13 protein-coding genes are annotated in these 16308 nt (G+C 54.8%); 10 read left to right on the top strand and 3 right to left on the bottom strand.

Annotated elements, in window-relative coordinates; genetic code table 11:
- Positions 1 to 52 precede the first annotated feature (52 nt).
- The 6 genes from sapA to AC2FC2_RS12580 all read left to right on the top strand — a co-directional run bounded on the left by sapA (position 53) and on the right by AC2FC2_RS12580 (position 6974).
- Complete coding sequence (sapA, locus tag AC2FC2_RS12555; RefSeq protein ID WP_490659315.1) at positions 53 to 1702, top strand: ABC transporter substrate-binding protein SapA; 1650 nt, start codon at positions 53 to 55, stop codon at positions 1700 to 1702.
- Entirely contained in the window at positions 1699 to 2664 is a 966-nt protein-coding gene (gene sapB, locus AC2FC2_RS12560; protein ID WP_209633762.1) for a putrescine export ABC transporter permease SapB, read from the top strand. The genes sapA and sapB overlap by 4 nt, the downstream gene beginning before the upstream one ends.
- On the top strand, positions 2651 to 3541 hold the full coding sequence (sapC, locus tag AC2FC2_RS12565) for a putrescine export ABC transporter permease SapC (protein WP_209633765.1): 891 nt from the start codon (positions 2651 to 2653) through the stop codon (positions 3539 to 3541). Before sapB ends, sapC begins: the two co-directional genes overlap by 14 nt.
- The gene (sapD, locus tag AC2FC2_RS12570; protein WP_209633768.1) at positions 3541 to 4533 is read left to right on the top strand and encodes a putrescine export ABC transporter ATP-binding protein SapD; all 993 of its coding nucleotides are present in this window, start codon (positions 3541 to 3543) and stop codon (positions 4531 to 4533) included. The genes sapC and sapD overlap by 1 nt, the downstream gene beginning before the upstream one ends.
- 1 nt (position 4534) lies before the next feature.
- A complete protein-coding gene (gene sapF, locus AC2FC2_RS12575) occupies positions 4535 to 5347 on the top strand; it encodes a putrescine export ABC transporter ATP-binding protein SapF (RefSeq protein WP_209633770.1) in 813 nt (270 codons plus the stop codon).
- Positions 5348 to 5774: 427 nt separating this feature from the next.
- Positions 5775 to 6974 (top strand): CMD domain-containing protein, encoded by a 1200-nt coding sequence (locus AC2FC2_RS12580; protein WP_490659316.1) that lies wholly within the window; start codon positions 5775 to 5777, stop codon positions 6972 to 6974.
- Here the strand turns inward: AC2FC2_RS12580 and AC2FC2_RS12585 are convergent.
- Together AC2FC2_RS12585 and dacD are read right to left on the bottom strand one after the other, a co-directional pair.
- Complete coding sequence (locus AC2FC2_RS12585; protein ID WP_490659317.1) at positions 6966 to 7862, bottom strand: LysR family transcriptional regulator; 897 nt, start codon at positions 7860 to 7862, stop codon at positions 6966 to 6968. The two genes, AC2FC2_RS12580 and AC2FC2_RS12585, sit on opposite strands and share 9 nt — an antisense overlap.
- A gap of 80 nt (positions 7863 to 7942) precedes the next feature.
- Entirely contained in the window at positions 7943 to 9112 is a 1170-nt protein-coding gene (gene dacD, locus AC2FC2_RS12590) for a serine-type D-Ala-D-Ala carboxypeptidase DacD (protein ID WP_490659318.1), read from the bottom strand.
- 281 nt (positions 9113 to 9393) lie between these two features.
- On the opposite strand from dacD, the gene AC2FC2_RS12595 reads away from it, so the two are divergent.
- Positions 9394 to 11700, top strand: a complete 2307-nt coding sequence (locus AC2FC2_RS12595) for an FdhF/YdeP family oxidoreductase (RefSeq protein ID WP_490307428.1) — start codon at positions 9394 to 9396, stop codon at positions 11698 to 11700.
- Positions 11701 to 11715: 15 nt separating this feature from the next.
- On the opposite strand, the gene AC2FC2_RS12600 is transcribed toward AC2FC2_RS12595, so the two are convergent.
- Positions 11716 to 12570 carry a LysR family transcriptional regulator gene (locus AC2FC2_RS12600; RefSeq protein ID WP_490659319.1) on the bottom strand — a complete coding sequence of 285 codons (855 nt, stop codon included), beginning with the start codon at positions 12568 to 12570 and terminating at the stop codon, positions 11716 to 11718.
- 99 nt (positions 12571 to 12669) lie between these two features.
- Here AC2FC2_RS12600 and gloA point away from each other — a divergent pair, with 99 nt between their 5' ends.
- The 3 genes from gloA (at position 12670) to AC2FC2_RS12615 (ending at position 16154) form a co-directional block, all read left to right on the top strand.
- Positions 12670 to 13197, top strand: a complete 528-nt coding sequence (gloA, locus tag AC2FC2_RS12605; protein WP_490659320.1) for a lactoylglutathione lyase — start codon at positions 12670 to 12672, stop codon at positions 13195 to 13197.
- Between the two features lie 184 nt (positions 13198 to 13381).
- Positions 13382 to 15316, top strand: a complete 1935-nt coding sequence (locus tag AC2FC2_RS12610) for an exoribonuclease II (RefSeq protein WP_490659321.1) — start codon at positions 13382 to 13384, stop codon at positions 15314 to 15316.
- A 172-nt stretch (positions 15317 to 15488) separates the two neighbouring features.
- A complete protein-coding gene (locus AC2FC2_RS12615; RefSeq protein WP_490659322.1) occupies positions 15489 to 16154 on the top strand; it encodes a CPBP family intramembrane glutamic endopeptidase in 666 nt (221 codons plus the stop codon).
- The last annotated feature ends 154 nt before the right edge of the window (positions 16155 to 16308 follow it).

The raw sequence follows: 16308 nt of genomic DNA on the forward strand, positions 1-16308 counted from the left end.
TCGCCAGAGTGCGATACACTAATGCTATTGCTTATTAACCCATGAAGCCTCTATGCGTGGTTTACCCCTTTGGATCTTGTCGTTGTGCCTTGCGAGTTCAGCTCTGGCAGCGACACCCCCTTCGCCCGCTGCGGTGCAGCCGTTGCCGGATATCCGCCAGAGCGGTTTTGTTTATTGTGTCAGCGGCATACTCAATACCTTTAACCCGCAGATGGCCAGCAGCGGCCTGACCGTCGACACGTTGGCCGCACAGCTTTACGATCGCCTGTTGGATGTCGATCCTTACACCTATCGGTTGATCCCCGAACTGGCACAAAGCTGGGAAGTGCTGGATAACGGCGCAACTTACCGTTTCCATCTGCGCAAAGATGTGCCATTCCAGACCACGGCCTGGTTCACACCGACCCGAAAACTGAATGCCGACGATGTGGTGTTCAGCTTTGAGCGCGTGTTTAACCAGAAACACCCGTATCACGACGTTAACGGCGGCGAATATCCGTACTTCGATAGCTTGCAGTTTGGCGACTCGGTACAAAGCGTGAAGAAGCTCGACGACTATACGGTAGAAATTCGGCTGCAAGCGCCTGACGCCTCCTTCTTGTGGCATATCGCTACCCATTATGCGCCCGTGCTGTCGGCAGAATACGCAGATGACCTGACGCGTGAAGGCCACCAAGAAATGATCGACCGTGAACCTGTTGGTACCGGGCCGTTCCTGTTAAATGAATACCGGTCCGGGCAATATATTCGTCTGGCGCGCAACGATGTTTACTGGAAAGGCAAACCGCGCATGCCACAGGTGGTGATCGATCTGGGTGCCGGCGGCACCGGTCGGTTATCCAAATTGTTGACCGGTGAATGTGACGTGCTGGCCTATCCTGCCGCCAGTCAGCTTTCGATTCTGCGCGATGACCCGCGCCTGCGTCTGACGCTGCGGCCGGGCATGAATATCGCCTATCTGGCCTTCAACACCCGTAAACCGCCGCTTAATGATTTGAAAGTCCGTCAGGCAATTTCACTGGCGATAAACAACCAACGCCTGATGCAGTCGATTTACTACGGCACGGCGGAAACCGCCGCCTCAATTCTGCCGCGCGCCTCGTGGGCCTATGATAACGAAGCACATGTCACTGAATTTGACCCGGCCAAATCCCGCGAAATACTGAAACAGGCGGGTATTGAGTCGCTAAGCCTGCGCCTGTGGGTGCCAACGGCATCGCAATCCTATAACCCCAGCCCGTTAAAGACCGCTGAATTGATCCAGGCGGATCTCGCTCAGGTCGGCATTAAAGTCACCATCGTGCCTGTCGAAGGCCGTTTCCAGGAAGCCCGCTTGATGGAAATGAATCACGATCTGACCCTCACCGGCTGGGCCACTGACAGTAATGACCCGGACAGTTTCTTCCGCCCGCTGCTGAGCTGCGCAGCAATCCGCTCGCAAACCAACTATGCTCACTGGTGTGACCCAGGGTTTGATGAAGTGCTGCAAAATGCCCTGCTGTCGCAGCAATTATCACAACGCATCGAAAACTATCAGAAGGCGCAGAAAATACTTGAACAGCAACTGCCGGTGCTGCCGCTGGCGTCTTCATTGCGTCTGCAGGCCTACCGTTACGACATCAAAGGACTGGTATTGAGCCCGTTCGGCAATGCGTCATTCGCCGGGGTGTACCGTGAGTCTGCGGAGGGGCCGAAAAAGTGATTATCTTTACCTTACGCCGTTTCTTACTGCTGCTGATCACGCTGTTTTTCCTGACGTTGGTCAGCTTTAGCCTGAGCTATTTTACGCCGCGCGCACCACTCAACGGTGCCGCTCTGTTGGATGCCTATCAGTTCTACTTTGTCAGCCTGCTGCATTGGGATTTTGGCGTTTCCAGCATTAACGGCCAGGCGATCAGTGAACAATTGCGAGAAGTGTTCCCGGCAACCATGGAACTGTGCATTCTCGCTTTCACCCTGGCGCTGTTTATCGGCATCCCTCTTGGCATTATTGCCGGCGTGATGCGTGGTAAATGGCAAGACACCGCCATCAGCACCTTTGCATTGCTCGGTTTTTCGATGCCCGTGTTTTGGTTGGCGCTGCTGCTGATGCTGTTTTTCTCATTGCATCTTGGCTGGCTGCCGGTTTCCGGCCGCTTTGATCTGCTGTATCAGGTTAAACCTATCACCGGTTTCGCCCTGATTGACGCCTGGCTGTCCGACTCACCTTATCGCACTGAAATGATCGGCAGCGCACTGCGCCATATGATCTTGCCGATTGCCGCGCTGGCGGTGGCACCGACAACCGAAGTGGTACGCCTCATGCGCATCAGCACCGACGATGTCCTCAGCCAAAACTACATCAAGGCCGCGGCCACCCGGGGTTTATCCCGGTTCACCATTATTCGCCGCCACGTGCTGCATAATGCACTGCCACCGATCATTCCCAAGCTGGGGCTGCAATTCTCCACGATGCTGACGCTGGCGATGATCACCGAAGTGGTGTTCAGTTGGCCAGGCCTCGGGCGTTGGATGATCAACGCCATCCGCCAGCAAGATTATGCGGCAATCTCCGCCGGCGTCATGGTGGTCGGTACCTTAGTGATCACCATTAACGTATTGGCTGATATTTTAGGTGCTGCCACCAACCCACTGAAGCATAAGGAATGGTATGCCCTTAGATAACGTATACCGCGAAAAGAAAATGCCAAGCCCGCTACTCTATACTTGGCGGATTTTCTACGGTGATGCATTGGCGATGATTGGCTTCTACGGCGTGATAGCGTTATTGCTGCTTTCGCTGTTTGGCAGTCTGTTGGCACCTTATGCGCTTGATCAGCAATTCCTCGGCTATCAGTTATTGCCGCCCTCCTGGTCGCGTTACGGCAACGTTTCCTTCTTCCTCGGCACCGACGATCTTGGCCGCGATATTCTCAGTCGTCTGCTGACCGGTACCGCGGCCACGTTTGGCTCGGCGCTACTGGTGACCCTTGCCGCCGCCCTTGTCGGGGTGATTCTCGGGGTGTTCGCCGGGGTGACCCGTGGCCTGCGTTCTGCGGTGCTGAATCATATTCTCGATACCCTGCTTTCCATTCCTTCGCTGCTGCTGGCGATCGTCGTGGTCGCTTTCCTCGGGCCAAAACTCGAGCACGCCATGTTAGCCGTTTGGCTGGCGCTGTTGCCACGCATGGTGCGTACTATCTACAGCGCAGTGCACGACGAGTTGGAAAAAGAATATGTGGTGGCCGTACGTCTCGACGGCGCCTCCACATTGCAAATCCTGTGGTACGCCGTAATGCCTAATATTGTCGCGGTGCTGGTGACCGAGTTCACCCGCGCATTGTCGATGGCCATTCTGGACATTGCCGCCCTGGGCTTTCTCGATCTTGGCGCACAGCTCCCGTCCCCGGAATGGGGGGCCATGCTCGGCGATTCGTTGGAACTGGTGTACGTAGCCCCCTGGACCGTGATGCTGCCAGGTGCAGCGATCCTGTTCAGTGTGTTGCTGGTTAACCTGCTGGGCGACGGTATGCGTCGTGCAATCAATACAGGGGTGGAATAATGCCATTACTTGATATCCGCAACCTGACAATTGAATTTATGACTGCCGAAGGGCCGGTCAAAGCGGTTGACCGCGTCAGCATGACGCTGAGCGAAGGTGAAGTCCGCGGGCTCGTGGGCGAATCCGGCTCAGGCAAAAGCCTGATCGCCAAAGCCATCTGTGGCGTCACCAAGGACAACTGGCGCGTCACCGCTGACCGTTTCCGCTTTGATGATATTGATCTGTTGCAGCTAACGCCACGTGAGCGCCGCAAGCTGGTTGGCCACAATGTTTCGATGATTTTCCAGGAGCCACAGTCCTGTCTGGATCCTTCTGAAAGCATTGGTCGCCAGTTGGCACAGGCAATCCCCGGTTGGACCTATAAAGGCCGCTGGTGGCAACGCATTAACTGGCGCAAACGTCGCGCTATTGAGTTATTGCACCGTGTCGGCATCAAGGATCATAAGGACATCATGGGCAGTTTCCCTTACGAGCTGACCGACGGCGAGTGCCAGAAAGTGATGATCGCCATCGCGCTGGCTAATCAGCCGCGCCTGCTGATTGCCGATGAACCCACCAACGCGATGGAACCCACCACCCAAGCGCAGATTTTCCGTTTGCTGGCGCGCCTGAACCAAAACAACAACACCACCATTTTGCTGATCAGTCACGATTTGCAAATGATGAGCAAATGGGCCGATCGGGTTAACGTGCTGTACTGTGGCCAAACGGTAGAAAGCGCCCAGTGCGAAGATCTGCTGGCTGCACCGCATCACCCTTACACGCAGGCGTTAATCCGCGCAATGCCGGATTTCGGCCGCGCATTGCCGCATAAAAGCCGCCTCAACACCCTGCCTGGAGCCATTCCGTCCCTGGAGCATTTGCCGATCGGTTGTCGTTTGGGGCCGCGCTGCCCCTATGCGCAGAAAAAGTGCATTGAGACACCGCGTCTGCGTCCGGTAAAAAACCACCTGTTCGCCTGCCACTTCCCGCTGAACATGGAGGAGCAATAACATGGAAACGCTGTTGGAAGTGCGCAATCTGAGCAAAACCTACCGCTATCGTACCGGGCTATTTCGCCGCCAACATGTCGAAGCGGTGAAATCGGTTAGCTTTACCCTGCGCGAACGGCAAACGCTGGCGATTATCGGTGAGAACGGTTCGGGGAAGTCAACATTGGCCAAGATGTTGTCCGGCATGGTAGAGCCATCATCCGGCGAACTGTTGATCGATGACCATCGACTTAACTACGGCGATTATCGCTATCGCAGTCAGCGGATCCGCATGATATTTCAAGATCCGAGTACCTCACTCAATCCGCGCCAGCGTATCGGCCAGCTGCTTGATGCTCCGTTACGGCTTAATACGGACATGGCTGCGCCAGAGCGCGAGCAACAAATCAACCAGACATTACGCCAAGTGGGGATGCTGCCCGATCACGCCAATTATTACCCGCACATGCTGGCCTCCGGCCAAAAACAGCGAGTGGCGCTGGCCCGTGCGCTAATCCTGCAACCCAAAGTGATTGTGGCTGATGAAGCATTGGCCTCGTTGGATATGTCGATGCGCTCGCAAATCATTAACCTGATGCTCGAGCTACAAGAGAAGCATGGCATCTCCTATATCTACGTGACTCAGCATCTGGGGATGATGAAACACATCAGCGATCAGGTCATGGTGATGCACGAAGGGGAAATCGTTGAGCGCGGCAGCACCGCCGAGGTATTGGCTTCGCCGTTACATGATCTGACCAAACGTCTGATTGCGAGCCACTTCGGCGAAGCGCTCACGGCTGACGCCTGGCGGCGCGACGGCGGTAGGTTCTGACAGCCAGCCTAACGAAGACAACCCGCTCCCGAGCGGGTTTTTTACCGCCGGAATTCAGCCGGCCCTTAGCCAAAAACCTCAGATACAAACTACATTTTTGTTATATATCATTATATTTTATTCCATTCAGTTATTGATTAGCACGTAACATTATTTTATCTCGCCAATCGAATCGGTGAGGATATCCCCTACGTTGAGCTTCTTAAACGACAGGATATCGCACTGATGAACAACCTACGCCATCGCCGACTCGCGCAGTTTTTGCTCGCTTTAGCCGCAGGTTTCTCTGTTTATGGTCACGCACTGTGTTGCGATGGCCAGCGCTAATCCTGTCATTTCATGCCCGCTTTCGGGCATGTTGCCTTTTGCCCTGCCGCCGTTGCTCGCCGCACCGGTGGCTGTTGCTCTTGATTAAGGATTATCCTCTATGGAACTACTACGTCGACAACATAATGCCCAGTGGTATCACGAAACCCAAAGCAGCGTACGCGGGGAGCAACCACTGGAGCCGCAGGCGGCAGGTACTCGCGACCGGTTCTTACTCGGGCTGGGTGCCTTTGCCGACGAAGCGCTGAACACCGCACTCACTGCCCGGGCTGGCGTATTCAACGCCTCGCTTGCCAGTTACCACGTGTTGTTTCCCGATCGGGTCGCGTTAACACGAGCAGTGACACTGTCACCCTATGACCGCCTCAGTACCGCGTTGACCGTAGCCCAGGTCACCGGTGTTCAGTCTCTTTGTAGTCATTACGCGGCCCGCCTTGCCCCGCTTTACAGTCCCGATGCCTCACGTGAAAGTAATATCCGTCTCGCACAAATCACTCAATATGCACGCCAGCTTGCCACACAACCAACGTTGATTTGCCGTAAGGCGCTGCAACAGTTGAGTGACGTCGGGCTGAGTCCGGCGGATATCGTGACGTTTTCGCAAATCATCGGTTTTGTCAGTTATCAGGCAAGAGTGGTTGCGGGTGTGGCCGCATTAGCTGGGCGGCCGGCAGGCGTGGTTCCGGGCTTCCCCAAGATAGACGATGCAGCAGGGATAGAATTCACGGAAGAAGAACTGAGGTGGCAATCCCGGTTATCGGTTGTTGAATTGGACAGCGCTCGCGCGGAGCAATTAGACGTACTTGATCAGAGCCACCCCGATGCCCGCAGCGAATCATATTACCTGTTGCTGGCCCACGATGCCCCAGCGCTACGTGAACGCAATGGCGTATTTAACAGCATTAATGCTGACGGGTACGGCTTATCCGGGCGGTTGAAAGCGCTGGCAACACTGGCGGTTTCTCGTATTAACGGCAGTCGTTACTGCGCCTCAACCGTGGCACAGGATATCCAGGACGACTCGCTGACGAATGCGCTCTTTGCCAGCATTCACCACGGGCTGGTAAGTGTGAATAATCCCGTCTCTCATGCGGTGATCGGTGTTGTCACAGACCTGACCCGCACGCCGGAAAAATTCACTCCACGCAGCGTACAGCCGTTGTTTAACAGCGGCCTGAACCAGGCACAGGCCTTGGACGTCATTCTGACTGGCGCACTCTACGCCTGGGAAAACCGTTTACGCCAAACCCTTGGCGACACACAGGGTGTCAGCGAAAGCCAAGCGGAAGCGTTATCGTAACAACCAGCCGCGCGCAGCATCAAAGAAGTGCTGCGCCAACGGTGATGCACGCCCAGGCTCAGCAACAACAACTGCGGCATGGCGCGGCATGGCAGCGATAGCGACCGGCCGGTGATGCAACTCAGGCATCATGGTCGGCAACAGGTTGCCAGGCGGGAATAACCCACAGCCCAACCCGACAAAAATCCCCTGCAGTAACTGGAATATCGACGTAGTTTCCATACGAACATGCAGCGTCAAACCGGCCTCGCGAAAGTTTTGATCGAGGTAACGACGGAAGTAACGCGTCGGTTCCGCCAGGCACAGTGGCAATGCAGCCACGTCCTCCAACGTCAGTGGCGCGTCGCCGACTAATTCGGGAAAGTGTTCAGGGTGGAAAACCAACTCAACGCCAGCGTCCGCCAAGGGCTGCGACTGAAAGTGCAGCTCTTGCAACGTGGACAGTTCAAAGAAACCGATACCGATATCGACAGTATGCGCCGTCAGCGCTTCGAGTAGCTGATCGGCGCTCAACACCGAGACCCGGTAATCTAATTGGGGAAATCGCTCGCTGACCGCCTTTAGCATTTGCGCCAAGGATATACTGCATTGCGGTACAGCACCGATCCGCAACGTGCCGTTCAGGCCGTGCTTAAGCGACTCCACCTCCAGTTTCAACCCCTGATAAACCGATACAATCTCACGCGCCCACGACAGCACCCGCTCTCCTTCGGCAGTGAAACCTTCGAAGTTGTTACCACGGTTGATCAACGCCACGCCAAGCTCTTTTTCCAAATTTTTCAGCCGCATAGATAACGTCGGCTGGCTGACAAAGCTGGCCTCCGCCGCGCGGCCAAAGTGGCGTTCACGCTCAAGATTACACAGGTAGATCAGTTGCTTAATATCCATAAAACGGCTCAGTGAATCACGACTGGCTTGAGTATATCATTGCTACAGAATTTCGGGCGCCGCGCCCAGCGCCCCAAGCATCAGATTTTCAGTTTTACCGCATCCATCAGTCGCGAGAACATGCCGCCTTGTTTGATCTGTTGCAACGCCACCAGCGGTAACGTCTTCAACAGGTTACCGTTGTCACTGATGCGAATTTCACCCACCGGCTGCCCTGGTTCCAGTGGTGCATCCAGGCGCGTTGCAGTCACCACATATTGCGCCTTCAGCTTGTTCGCCTCCGTTTTCGGCAGGCTAATGTATTGATCCTGCGCGCTACCCACGGCGACCTCATGGCGATCGCCATACCACACCTTTTCCTGCCCCAAACGTTGCCCAGCGCTGAAAAGATGGACCGTGGCAAAATCACGCAGGCCCCAGGTCAGCAATTTGCGGGCCTGCTCTTCGCGCCCTTTCGCGCTTTTACCGCCCATCACCACCGCAATCAACCGGCGGTCACCCTCAGTCGCTGAAGCAATAATATTAAAACCGGCAGATTCGGTATGACCGGTTTTCAGCCCGTCTACCTGCAATGCTTTATCCCACAGCAACCCGTTGCGGTTCTGCTGGGTGATGCCATTCCAGGTCAGCGATTTTTCGCTGTAGATATGATATTCCGCCGGTTCACTCATGATGATGGCGCGTGAAATTACGGCCAAATCACCGGCGGTGGTGAACTGGCCCGGGGCGTCCAAGCCGTGGACCGTTTCGAAATGCGTATTTTGCAGGCCAAGCTGGGTGCTCTTTTCATTCATCAGCTTCACGAACGCCGCCTGGCTGCCCGCGACATAATCGGCCATCGCCACGCAGGCGTCGTTGCCGGAGTCAATGATAATGCCTCTACTGAGATCGCGAACCGTGACCCTGTCACCTGGCTTCAGGAACATCAGCGATGATCCCTTGAATACCGGATTCCCCGCCGCCCAAGCGTCTTTACCCACCGTCACCACGTCATCCAGACCGATTTTGTGTTGGTCGAGCGCATGATCAATCACCAACCCAGTCATCAGTTTGGTCAGACTGGCCGGATTACGACGTTCATCTGCGTTTGCCTCAGCCAGCACCTGGCCGGTGGTATAGTCCATCAATACGTAAGAGGCGGCGTCTATCGCTGGCGGCGTATTGAGTGGAAAGTTAAGGGGGGCATCTGTCGCCTGAGCTGCCAACGGCAGCAAAATACCGGTTATCACCGCCAATGTTAAATGCTTCAATCACTGTTCCTCAGGCCCTGGGGGCTAAATAAAATACCAATATAATCTGAGGCATAGACTGCATTAATCGGAGGTAAAGCGGAATCAATACTCTTTTTCAGCGGGTGTCATTATGCAACGATTTGTATGTTAATCATTTCTACGCGATAGACTTGCTCTATGCCGCCATAGTCCTATTCGATTAGACGCCCGTGCCTCACCCTCCTAAACTTGTGACATAAACACTGAAAACGCTTAAAAAAGCGTTCACTTTTTAGCTACAACCACCTGCGAAGACCAATATGAAATTCAAACCGTCAATAAAGCCTTATACCGGCGCGGCGGGCGGCTGGGGTTCACTCGAAGCCACCACTCGCTATGTACTCGACAGCAAACAGACGCTGAAAAACCTGCGTAATCTGATGCGTGTGAATAAAGCGCGCGGTTTCGACTGCCCGGGCTGCGCCTGGGGCGACGACAATCACAGCACCTTCAGTTTCTGCGAAAACGGCGCGAAGGCCGTCAGTTGGGAAGCCACACGTAATGCGGTTGAACCTGAGTTTTTCGCTGCCCATAGCGTCAGTACCTTGCTCCAGCAAAGTGACTATTTCCTGGAGTATCAGGGGCGACTCACCCACCCGATGCGCTATAACGCCGAAACCGATCATTATGAACCGATCGCGTGGCCGGATGCGCTGGCGTTAATCGCCAAGCACATCAACAGCATGGACAATCCAAACCAGATTGAACTCTATACGTCGGGCCGTGCCAGTAACGAAGCTTCATATCTGTATCAATTGTTCGGTCGCATGCTCGGCACCAGTAATTTCCCTGACTGCTCCAATATGTGCCACGAAGCCAGCGGCGTGGGGCTAAAACAGAGCATCGGCGTCGGTAAAGGCACCATCCGTATGGATGACTTTGAAAAAGCCGATGCGATTTTCGTGTTTGGTCAAAATCCCGGCACCAATCACCCGCGCATGCTGCACAGCCTGAAAAACGCCGCCAGTCGCGGGGCCCGTATCGTCAGTTTTAACACGCTGCGCGAGCGTGGGCTTGAACGCTTTGCCGACCCGCAAAGCCCCATTCAAATGCTGACACCTAAGTCATCACCGATCAGTTCTGCCTACTTCCAGCCTAATCTCGGTGGCGATATGGCGGCGGTGCGCGGCATGGTGAAAGCCCTGTTGGAAGGTCACCGCCAGCGTTTGGCCGCCGGTGAGCCCGGCCTGTTCGATTTAGCCTTTATCGAGCAGCACAGTGTCGGTGTAGAGCGCTATTTGGCACAGGTCGACGCCACCACTTGGGATCAGATCACCCATCAGTCCGGCCTGAGCGAGGCGCAGTTGCGCCAGGCTGCTGCCATTTATCAGGGGGCTGAGCGCGTGATCTGCACCTGGGCGATGGGCGTGACACAGCATAAACACTCTGTGCCAACGGTGCGTGAAATCACCAACTTGCAGCTGCTGTTCGGTCAATTGGGCAAACCCGGTGCCGGACTGTGCCCAGTGCGTGGTCACAGTAATGTGCAAGGCAACCGGACTATGGGCATCGATGAGAAATCCCCTAAAGCCCTGCTCGACAGCCTGGAGAAACACTTTAACTTCTCGCCACGCCGTGAACAGGGCCATAACACCGTCGAGGCCATCGAAGCGATGCTGCGCGGCGACGTTAAGGTATTGTTGGCGCTGGGCGGTAATCTAGCCGCTGCGGCACCCGATACCGAACGCACCGCACGTGCCTTACGCTGTTGTGACCTGACGGTGCATATCAGCACCAAACTCAACCGTAGCCATCTGGTGACTGGCAAAGACGCCCTGATCTTGCCTACGCTGGGCCGGACAGAACAGGACCTGCAGGCCAGCGGCCCGCAATACATCACGGTCGAAGACTCCTTCAGCATGGTGCATGCCTCTGAAGGCGTCGGCAAGCCGCTAGCAGAAACACAACGCTCTGAAACGGCAATAGTCTGCGGTATCGCTGATGCCGTATTGGGCAACCAACAGCTCGACTGGCTGGAACTGGCAGATGACTACTCATTGATTCGCGATCATATCGCCGCCACGATCCCTGGTTTTGAGGATTTCAATCGTCGCTGTGATCAGCCCGGCGGTTTCTATCTGGGCAACGCTGCCGCAGAACTTCGCTTCGCCACCCCCAGTGGTAAAGCAGAGTTCGGCTCGGCACCGTTACCGGACAGTTTGTTCCCGCAACTGGATGGCCGTCAGGCGCCCTTCACGCTGCAAACCTTGCGCTCACACGATCAGTACAACACCACTATCTACGGGTTGGATGATCGCTATCGTGGCGTGTATGGCCAGCGAGAGGTGTTGTTTATTCATCCTGAAGACCTGGCCGCACTGGATATGCAAGACGGTGAATTAGTTGAGATCGAAACCCTGTGGAATGACGGTATAACCCGCAAGGTCAGTGGTTTCAAGCTGGTGAGCTACGATATCCCGCGCGGTAATTTGGCCGCCTACTACCCCGAAACCAACCCGCTGGTACCGCTGGCCAGTTTTGGTGATGGCACCGGCACACCGACGTCCAAGTCAATACCGGTCGCTATCCGTCGTTGCGTCGCACAGCCCACGTTACGCATTGCCTGATCTGCTGCGCCCGGTTTACGCCGGGCGCACTAATAGATCGATAGCCGTCTGCAACTCCTCAGAGAGTTGATGGCGGCGCCATACAAAGTACAGATTGCTCACCCCTTCCGCCCCCATCTCCACAACGTTCAGCGCCTGCGACGGCAAAATCATCGGCAGCAACGATCCTGGAATGCAGGCCACGCCGCAGCCCGCTTTTACGCAGGCCGCCATCGACGTGTATGACTCCATCTCCAGCGCCATACGCGGCTTCAGTTGCCGTGAGGCTAGCCAGTGATCTATTTTTAGACGGAAAGAGCACTCGCGACTGAAGGTATAAAACTCCAACTGCGCCAAAGTTGCAGCGTCTAACTGCGTTACGGATGCCGGTATCAGCAGCACCAGACGTTCATCAAATGCCACACGGCTGGCCAGCAGTGGGTGTTCTATGGGGCCGTCTGTCAGCGCCAGATCGAGCTCACTGTCAATCAGCATCCGCTCCAGCACCAACGAGTCCCGGCTCAGCACATTGACCTGCATTTGCGGTTGGCTGCGGCGCAAGTGGGCAATACGGTCAGGTAAATGGCTGATCAGCGAAAAGTCCAGTGCCCCAAGATTCAGCAAACCCTGCGGCTGCCGGCCGGCGAACAGATGTTGACTGCGTGACGCCAGAGCCAGAATTTCGCCTGCCTGCTGATAGAACAACCGGCCTTTGGGTGTCACATACAGCCGATTTTTATCGCGGAAGAACAGCTCACCGCCAAGTGAATCCTCCAGCTCTTTGATGCGTAATGTCACGTTGGAAGGCACACAGTGCAATTCCCGTGCAGCGGCGGCAATGGTTTTATGTTCAACCACGGCGCAGAAAAATTTAAGCTGGCTCAGCTTCATGAAGCATTCACTTTTAATGAGTGTTTTGGTTAAAAACAATCACTTTAGATTAGCATTAATTTACCCTAGAGTCGTATCAACAACCTAAGAGGGATCCCTATGCCACTGAATGATTTACTGACGCTGCCGGGCGTGACCGCACAACCGGAAACGGCCACCGACGGCTACGTGTTCAACCACACCATGATCCGTGTGAAGGACTTAACCAAAGCGCTGGATTTCTATACCCGCGTGCTGGGCTTTACCCCGGTGTATCTGGAAACCTTCAACGAAGCTGCGTTTACCATTTGCTACCTGACCCGCAGCCCGCGTGACCAGATCCCACAGGATGACGATGCCCGTAAACGCTGGGCACTGAACCAACCGGGCATTCTGGAGCTGACCCATAACCACGGTACCGAACAGCAAGCCGATTTTCATTACCACAACGGCAACAGCGAGCCGCGTGGCTTTGGCCACCTCTGTGTGACCGTGCCGGACGTGCGTGCTGCCTGCGACCGTTTTGAACGGCTTGGCGTGACGTTCCAGAAACGTCTGCATGAAGGTCGTATGAATTACGTGGCCTTTATCAAAGATCCCGATGACTACTGGATTGAAATTCTGCAGCCCTCACCGCTACAGGACTGATCTGCCCCTCGTTTCCCCCGGCGTCTCAAGCCGGGGTTTTATTCCTGCCTTTTGAATACTCAATATTCCGCAAAATCGCGCCCCAACGCAGGAAAACCGTGACGTTAGGCTTGCCCGCAGCGGGTGATTCGCGTAAAACTGTCAGCCGCAAATCTTGCCACTCACAACCCATTCACTGGACGATATGTTTCAAGATAACCCGCTGCTGGCGCAGCTTAAACAGCAACTTCACTCTCAGACCCCGCGCGTTGAAGGCGTAGTAAAAGGGACTGAGAAAGGCTTTGGCTTTCTTGAGGTAGACGGTCAGAAGAGCTATTTCATTCCACCCCCGTACATGAAGAAAGTGATGCACGGTGACCGAGTGACCGCGACGCTGCATACCGAGAAAGAACGCGAAATCGCCGAGCCGGAAACCCTGATCGAGCCTTTCTTGTCGCGCTTCGTCGGCCGTGTGCAAAAGCGCGATGACCGTTTGTCCATCGTGCCCGATCATCCGTTGCTGAAAGACGCGATTCAGTGTCGTCCTGTGCGTGGTTTGAACCACGACTTCCAGGCTGGCGATTGGGCGGTCGCAGAAATGTGTCGCCACCCGCTGAAAGGCGATCGCGGCTTCAACGCCGATCTGACCCAATTCATTACCGATGGCGAAGATCACCTTGCGCCGTGGTGGGTTACCCTCGCCCGTCACAATCTGGAAAAAGAAGCACCGGAAATGATCGCTACCCGCGAGCCGGACGCCTCTTTGCCACGTGAAGATCTGACCGCGTTGAATTTTGTCACCATTGACAGCGCCAGCACCGAAGATATGGACGATGCGTTGTTTGTGCAGGACAACGGCGACGGCACGCTGCAGTTGACCATCGCCATTGCCGATCCGACCGCTTACGTCGAACAGGGCAGCGAGCTGGATGAAATCGCCCGCAAGCGTGCTTTCACCAACTATCTTCCGGGCTTCAACATCCCTATGTTGCCGCGCGATCTGTCAGACAACCTGTGTTCACTGCGCCCTAACCAGCGCCGCCACGTGTTGGCTTGCCGCGTAACCATCGGTGCCGACGGCGCGTTGGCCGATGACATGCGCTTCTTTGCCGCTGAGATCGAGTCTAAAGCCAAGCTGGTTTACGACGAAGTGTCCGACTGGCTGGAAGACATTGCCGGCTGGCAGCCGCCAAGCGATGACATTGCACAACAAATCACGCTGCTCAAGCGTGTGTGTGATGCCCGTAATGCATGGCGCCACCAGCATGCGTTGGTGTTTAAAGATCGCCCTGATTACCGCTTTGTATTAGGCGAGAAAGGCGAAGTGTTGGAGATCGTGACTGAACAACGCCGTAGCGCCAACCGTATCGTTGAAGAGTGCATGATCGCTTCCAACGTCTGCGCCGCTATCGTACTGCGCGACCGTCTGGGCTTCGGTATTTACAACGTGCATACCGGTTTCGACCCGCTGCTGGTTGAACAAGCGGTTACCGTTCTGCAAGCCAACGGGGTAGAAGCTGAAGCCGAGAAGCTGCTGACGTTAGAGGGGTTCTGCGAACTGCGCCGCCATCTGGATGCACAGCCGACCCAATTCCTCGACAGCCGTATCCGACGCTCCCAGACCTACGCCGAGATCAGCACGACACCGGGCCCGCACTTCGGCCTGGGGCTGGAAGCCTACGCGACCTGGACCTCACCGATTCGTAAATACGGTGACATGGTTAACCACCGTCTGCTGAAAGCGGTTATCACCGGCCAGCCCGCCGAAAAACCGCAAGATGAAGTGACCATTCAACTGGCTGAACGCCGTCGTCTGAACCGCATGGCGGAACGTGACGTGGGTGACTGGTTGTATGCACGTTACCTGAAAGACAAAGCCGGTACCGATGAGCGCTTCAACGCAGAAATCATCGACGTAACGCGTGGCGGTCTGCGGGTACGTTTGCTGGACAATGGCGCAGTGGCCTTCATCCCAGCACCGTTTATTCACGCGGTGCGTGACGAAATGGTCTGCAGCCAGGAAACCGGCACGGTCCAAATCAAAGGTGAAGTTGTCTACCGCCAAGGTGATAGCCTGCAAGTCACCATTGCCGAAGTGCGTATGGAAACCCGCAGCGTCATCGCCAGACCGGCGGCATAACCTCGTGAGATAGCGCTCACACAAGACAAACACCGGCAGGTAAGCCTCCGGTGTTTTTTTTTGCCATGTGATGCAGTCATCGACCGGGAACAGGTAGACCTGCCTGCACGGGCAGAGCCTGATAACACATGGATAACAGCAATTATCACTTAAAATATAAAGGATTATAAAAATGACCGATTGGGATAAGGAAATCGCACGACACAGGGAAACCAAAGGGTTCTTTTCCACGTTTTTGTTGATGGTAGCCCTGACATTTCTACCACTGCTCTTCCCCAACAGGGAAAAACTGCAAGCCGAGGGATGGCTGGTCCCTATATTACTGGTGATTGAGTTTGTCGTTATCGTTCCGCTATACCTGAAATTTTATAAAAACCGCCCTTCTTTTGGTGCCGGTAATTTCAAACCCGCTTCATTCTTTGGTTTTCTATTGATCATTTTGGCATTGCAATTTATTGCACCACCTTTACTTGGCATAACCAAAACGGAAAGCTGGGTCATTGAACAGGTTTCACGCCAAGGTAACGTGTTTTTCTTGGTGCAGCTCACCCTGATCATCCTCGCCCCCATTTATGAAGAAATCGTCTTTAGAGGCTGCCTTTATGGCGCATTTCAAACCTGGTTTGCCGGCGGTAAAATCGGGGCAGCGATAGTGACATCGATTCTTTTTGCCTTACTGCATACACAATATGCGGATGCGCGCATGCTACTCATTCTGTTTTGTGTTTCATTGACGCTGATAGTCGCCAGGGTCAAATCAAACGGTCTGTTAATGCCCATCAGTCTACATATATCCATGAACGGCATCGTGCTGGGTGTCAGTTATTGGATAATTTAAACCTGGGTGTAAATAGCTACCAGGCGATGCTACAGCGTCGCCTTTTTTATTGCAGGACCGGGTCGCGCCACAACTTCATCACATTGTTTTTACGCCATTACTCAATCTGCTTCACATTTCTCATCCGACCTGCTGTTCTTCACGCGCAAAACTC

The sequence above is a fragment of the Serratia sp. CoH_122_TC_1 genome (assembly GCF_058191755.1).

What these genes read in the sequence shown, in the direction of transcription:
- AC2FC2_RS12615 (WP_490659322.1), top strand. Translation starts at nt 15,489, where the DNA reads ATGACCGATTGGGATAAGGAAATCGCACGACACAGGGAAACCAAAGGG.
- AC2FC2_RS12610 (WP_490659321.1), top strand. Translation starts at nt 13,382, where the DNA reads ATGTTTCAAGATAACCCGCTGCTGGCGCAGCTTAAACAGCAACTTCAC.
- AC2FC2_RS12585 (WP_490659317.1), bottom strand. Translation starts at nt 7,862, where the DNA reads ATGGATATTAAGCAACTGATCTACCTGTGTAATCTTGAGCGTGAACGC.
- gloA (WP_490659320.1), top strand. Translation starts at nt 12,670, where the DNA reads ATGCCACTGAATGATTTACTGACGCTGCCGGGCGTGACCGCACAACCG.
- AC2FC2_RS12595 (WP_490307428.1), top strand. Translation starts at nt 9,394, where the DNA reads ATGAAATTCAAACCGTCAATAAAGCCTTATACCGGCGCGGCGGGCGGC.
- AC2FC2_RS12580 (WP_490659316.1), top strand. Translation starts at nt 5,775, where the DNA reads ATGGAACTACTACGTCGACAACATAATGCCCAGTGGTATCACGAAACC.
- sapD (WP_209633768.1), top strand. Translation starts at nt 3,541, where the DNA reads ATGCCATTACTTGATATCCGCAACCTGACAATTGAATTTATGACTGCC.
- AC2FC2_RS12600 (WP_490659319.1), bottom strand. Translation starts at nt 12,570, where the DNA reads ATGAAGCTGAGCCAGCTTAAATTTTTCTGCGCCGTGGTTGAACATAAA.
- sapF (WP_209633770.1), top strand. Translation starts at nt 4,535, where the DNA reads ATGGAAACGCTGTTGGAAGTGCGCAATCTGAGCAAAACCTACCGCTAT.
- sapA (WP_490659315.1), top strand. Translation starts at nt 53, where the DNA reads ATGCGTGGTTTACCCCTTTGGATCTTGTCGTTGTGCCTTGCGAGTTCA.
- sapC (WP_209633765.1), top strand. Translation starts at nt 2,651, where the DNA reads ATGCCCTTAGATAACGTATACCGCGAAAAGAAAATGCCAAGCCCGCTA.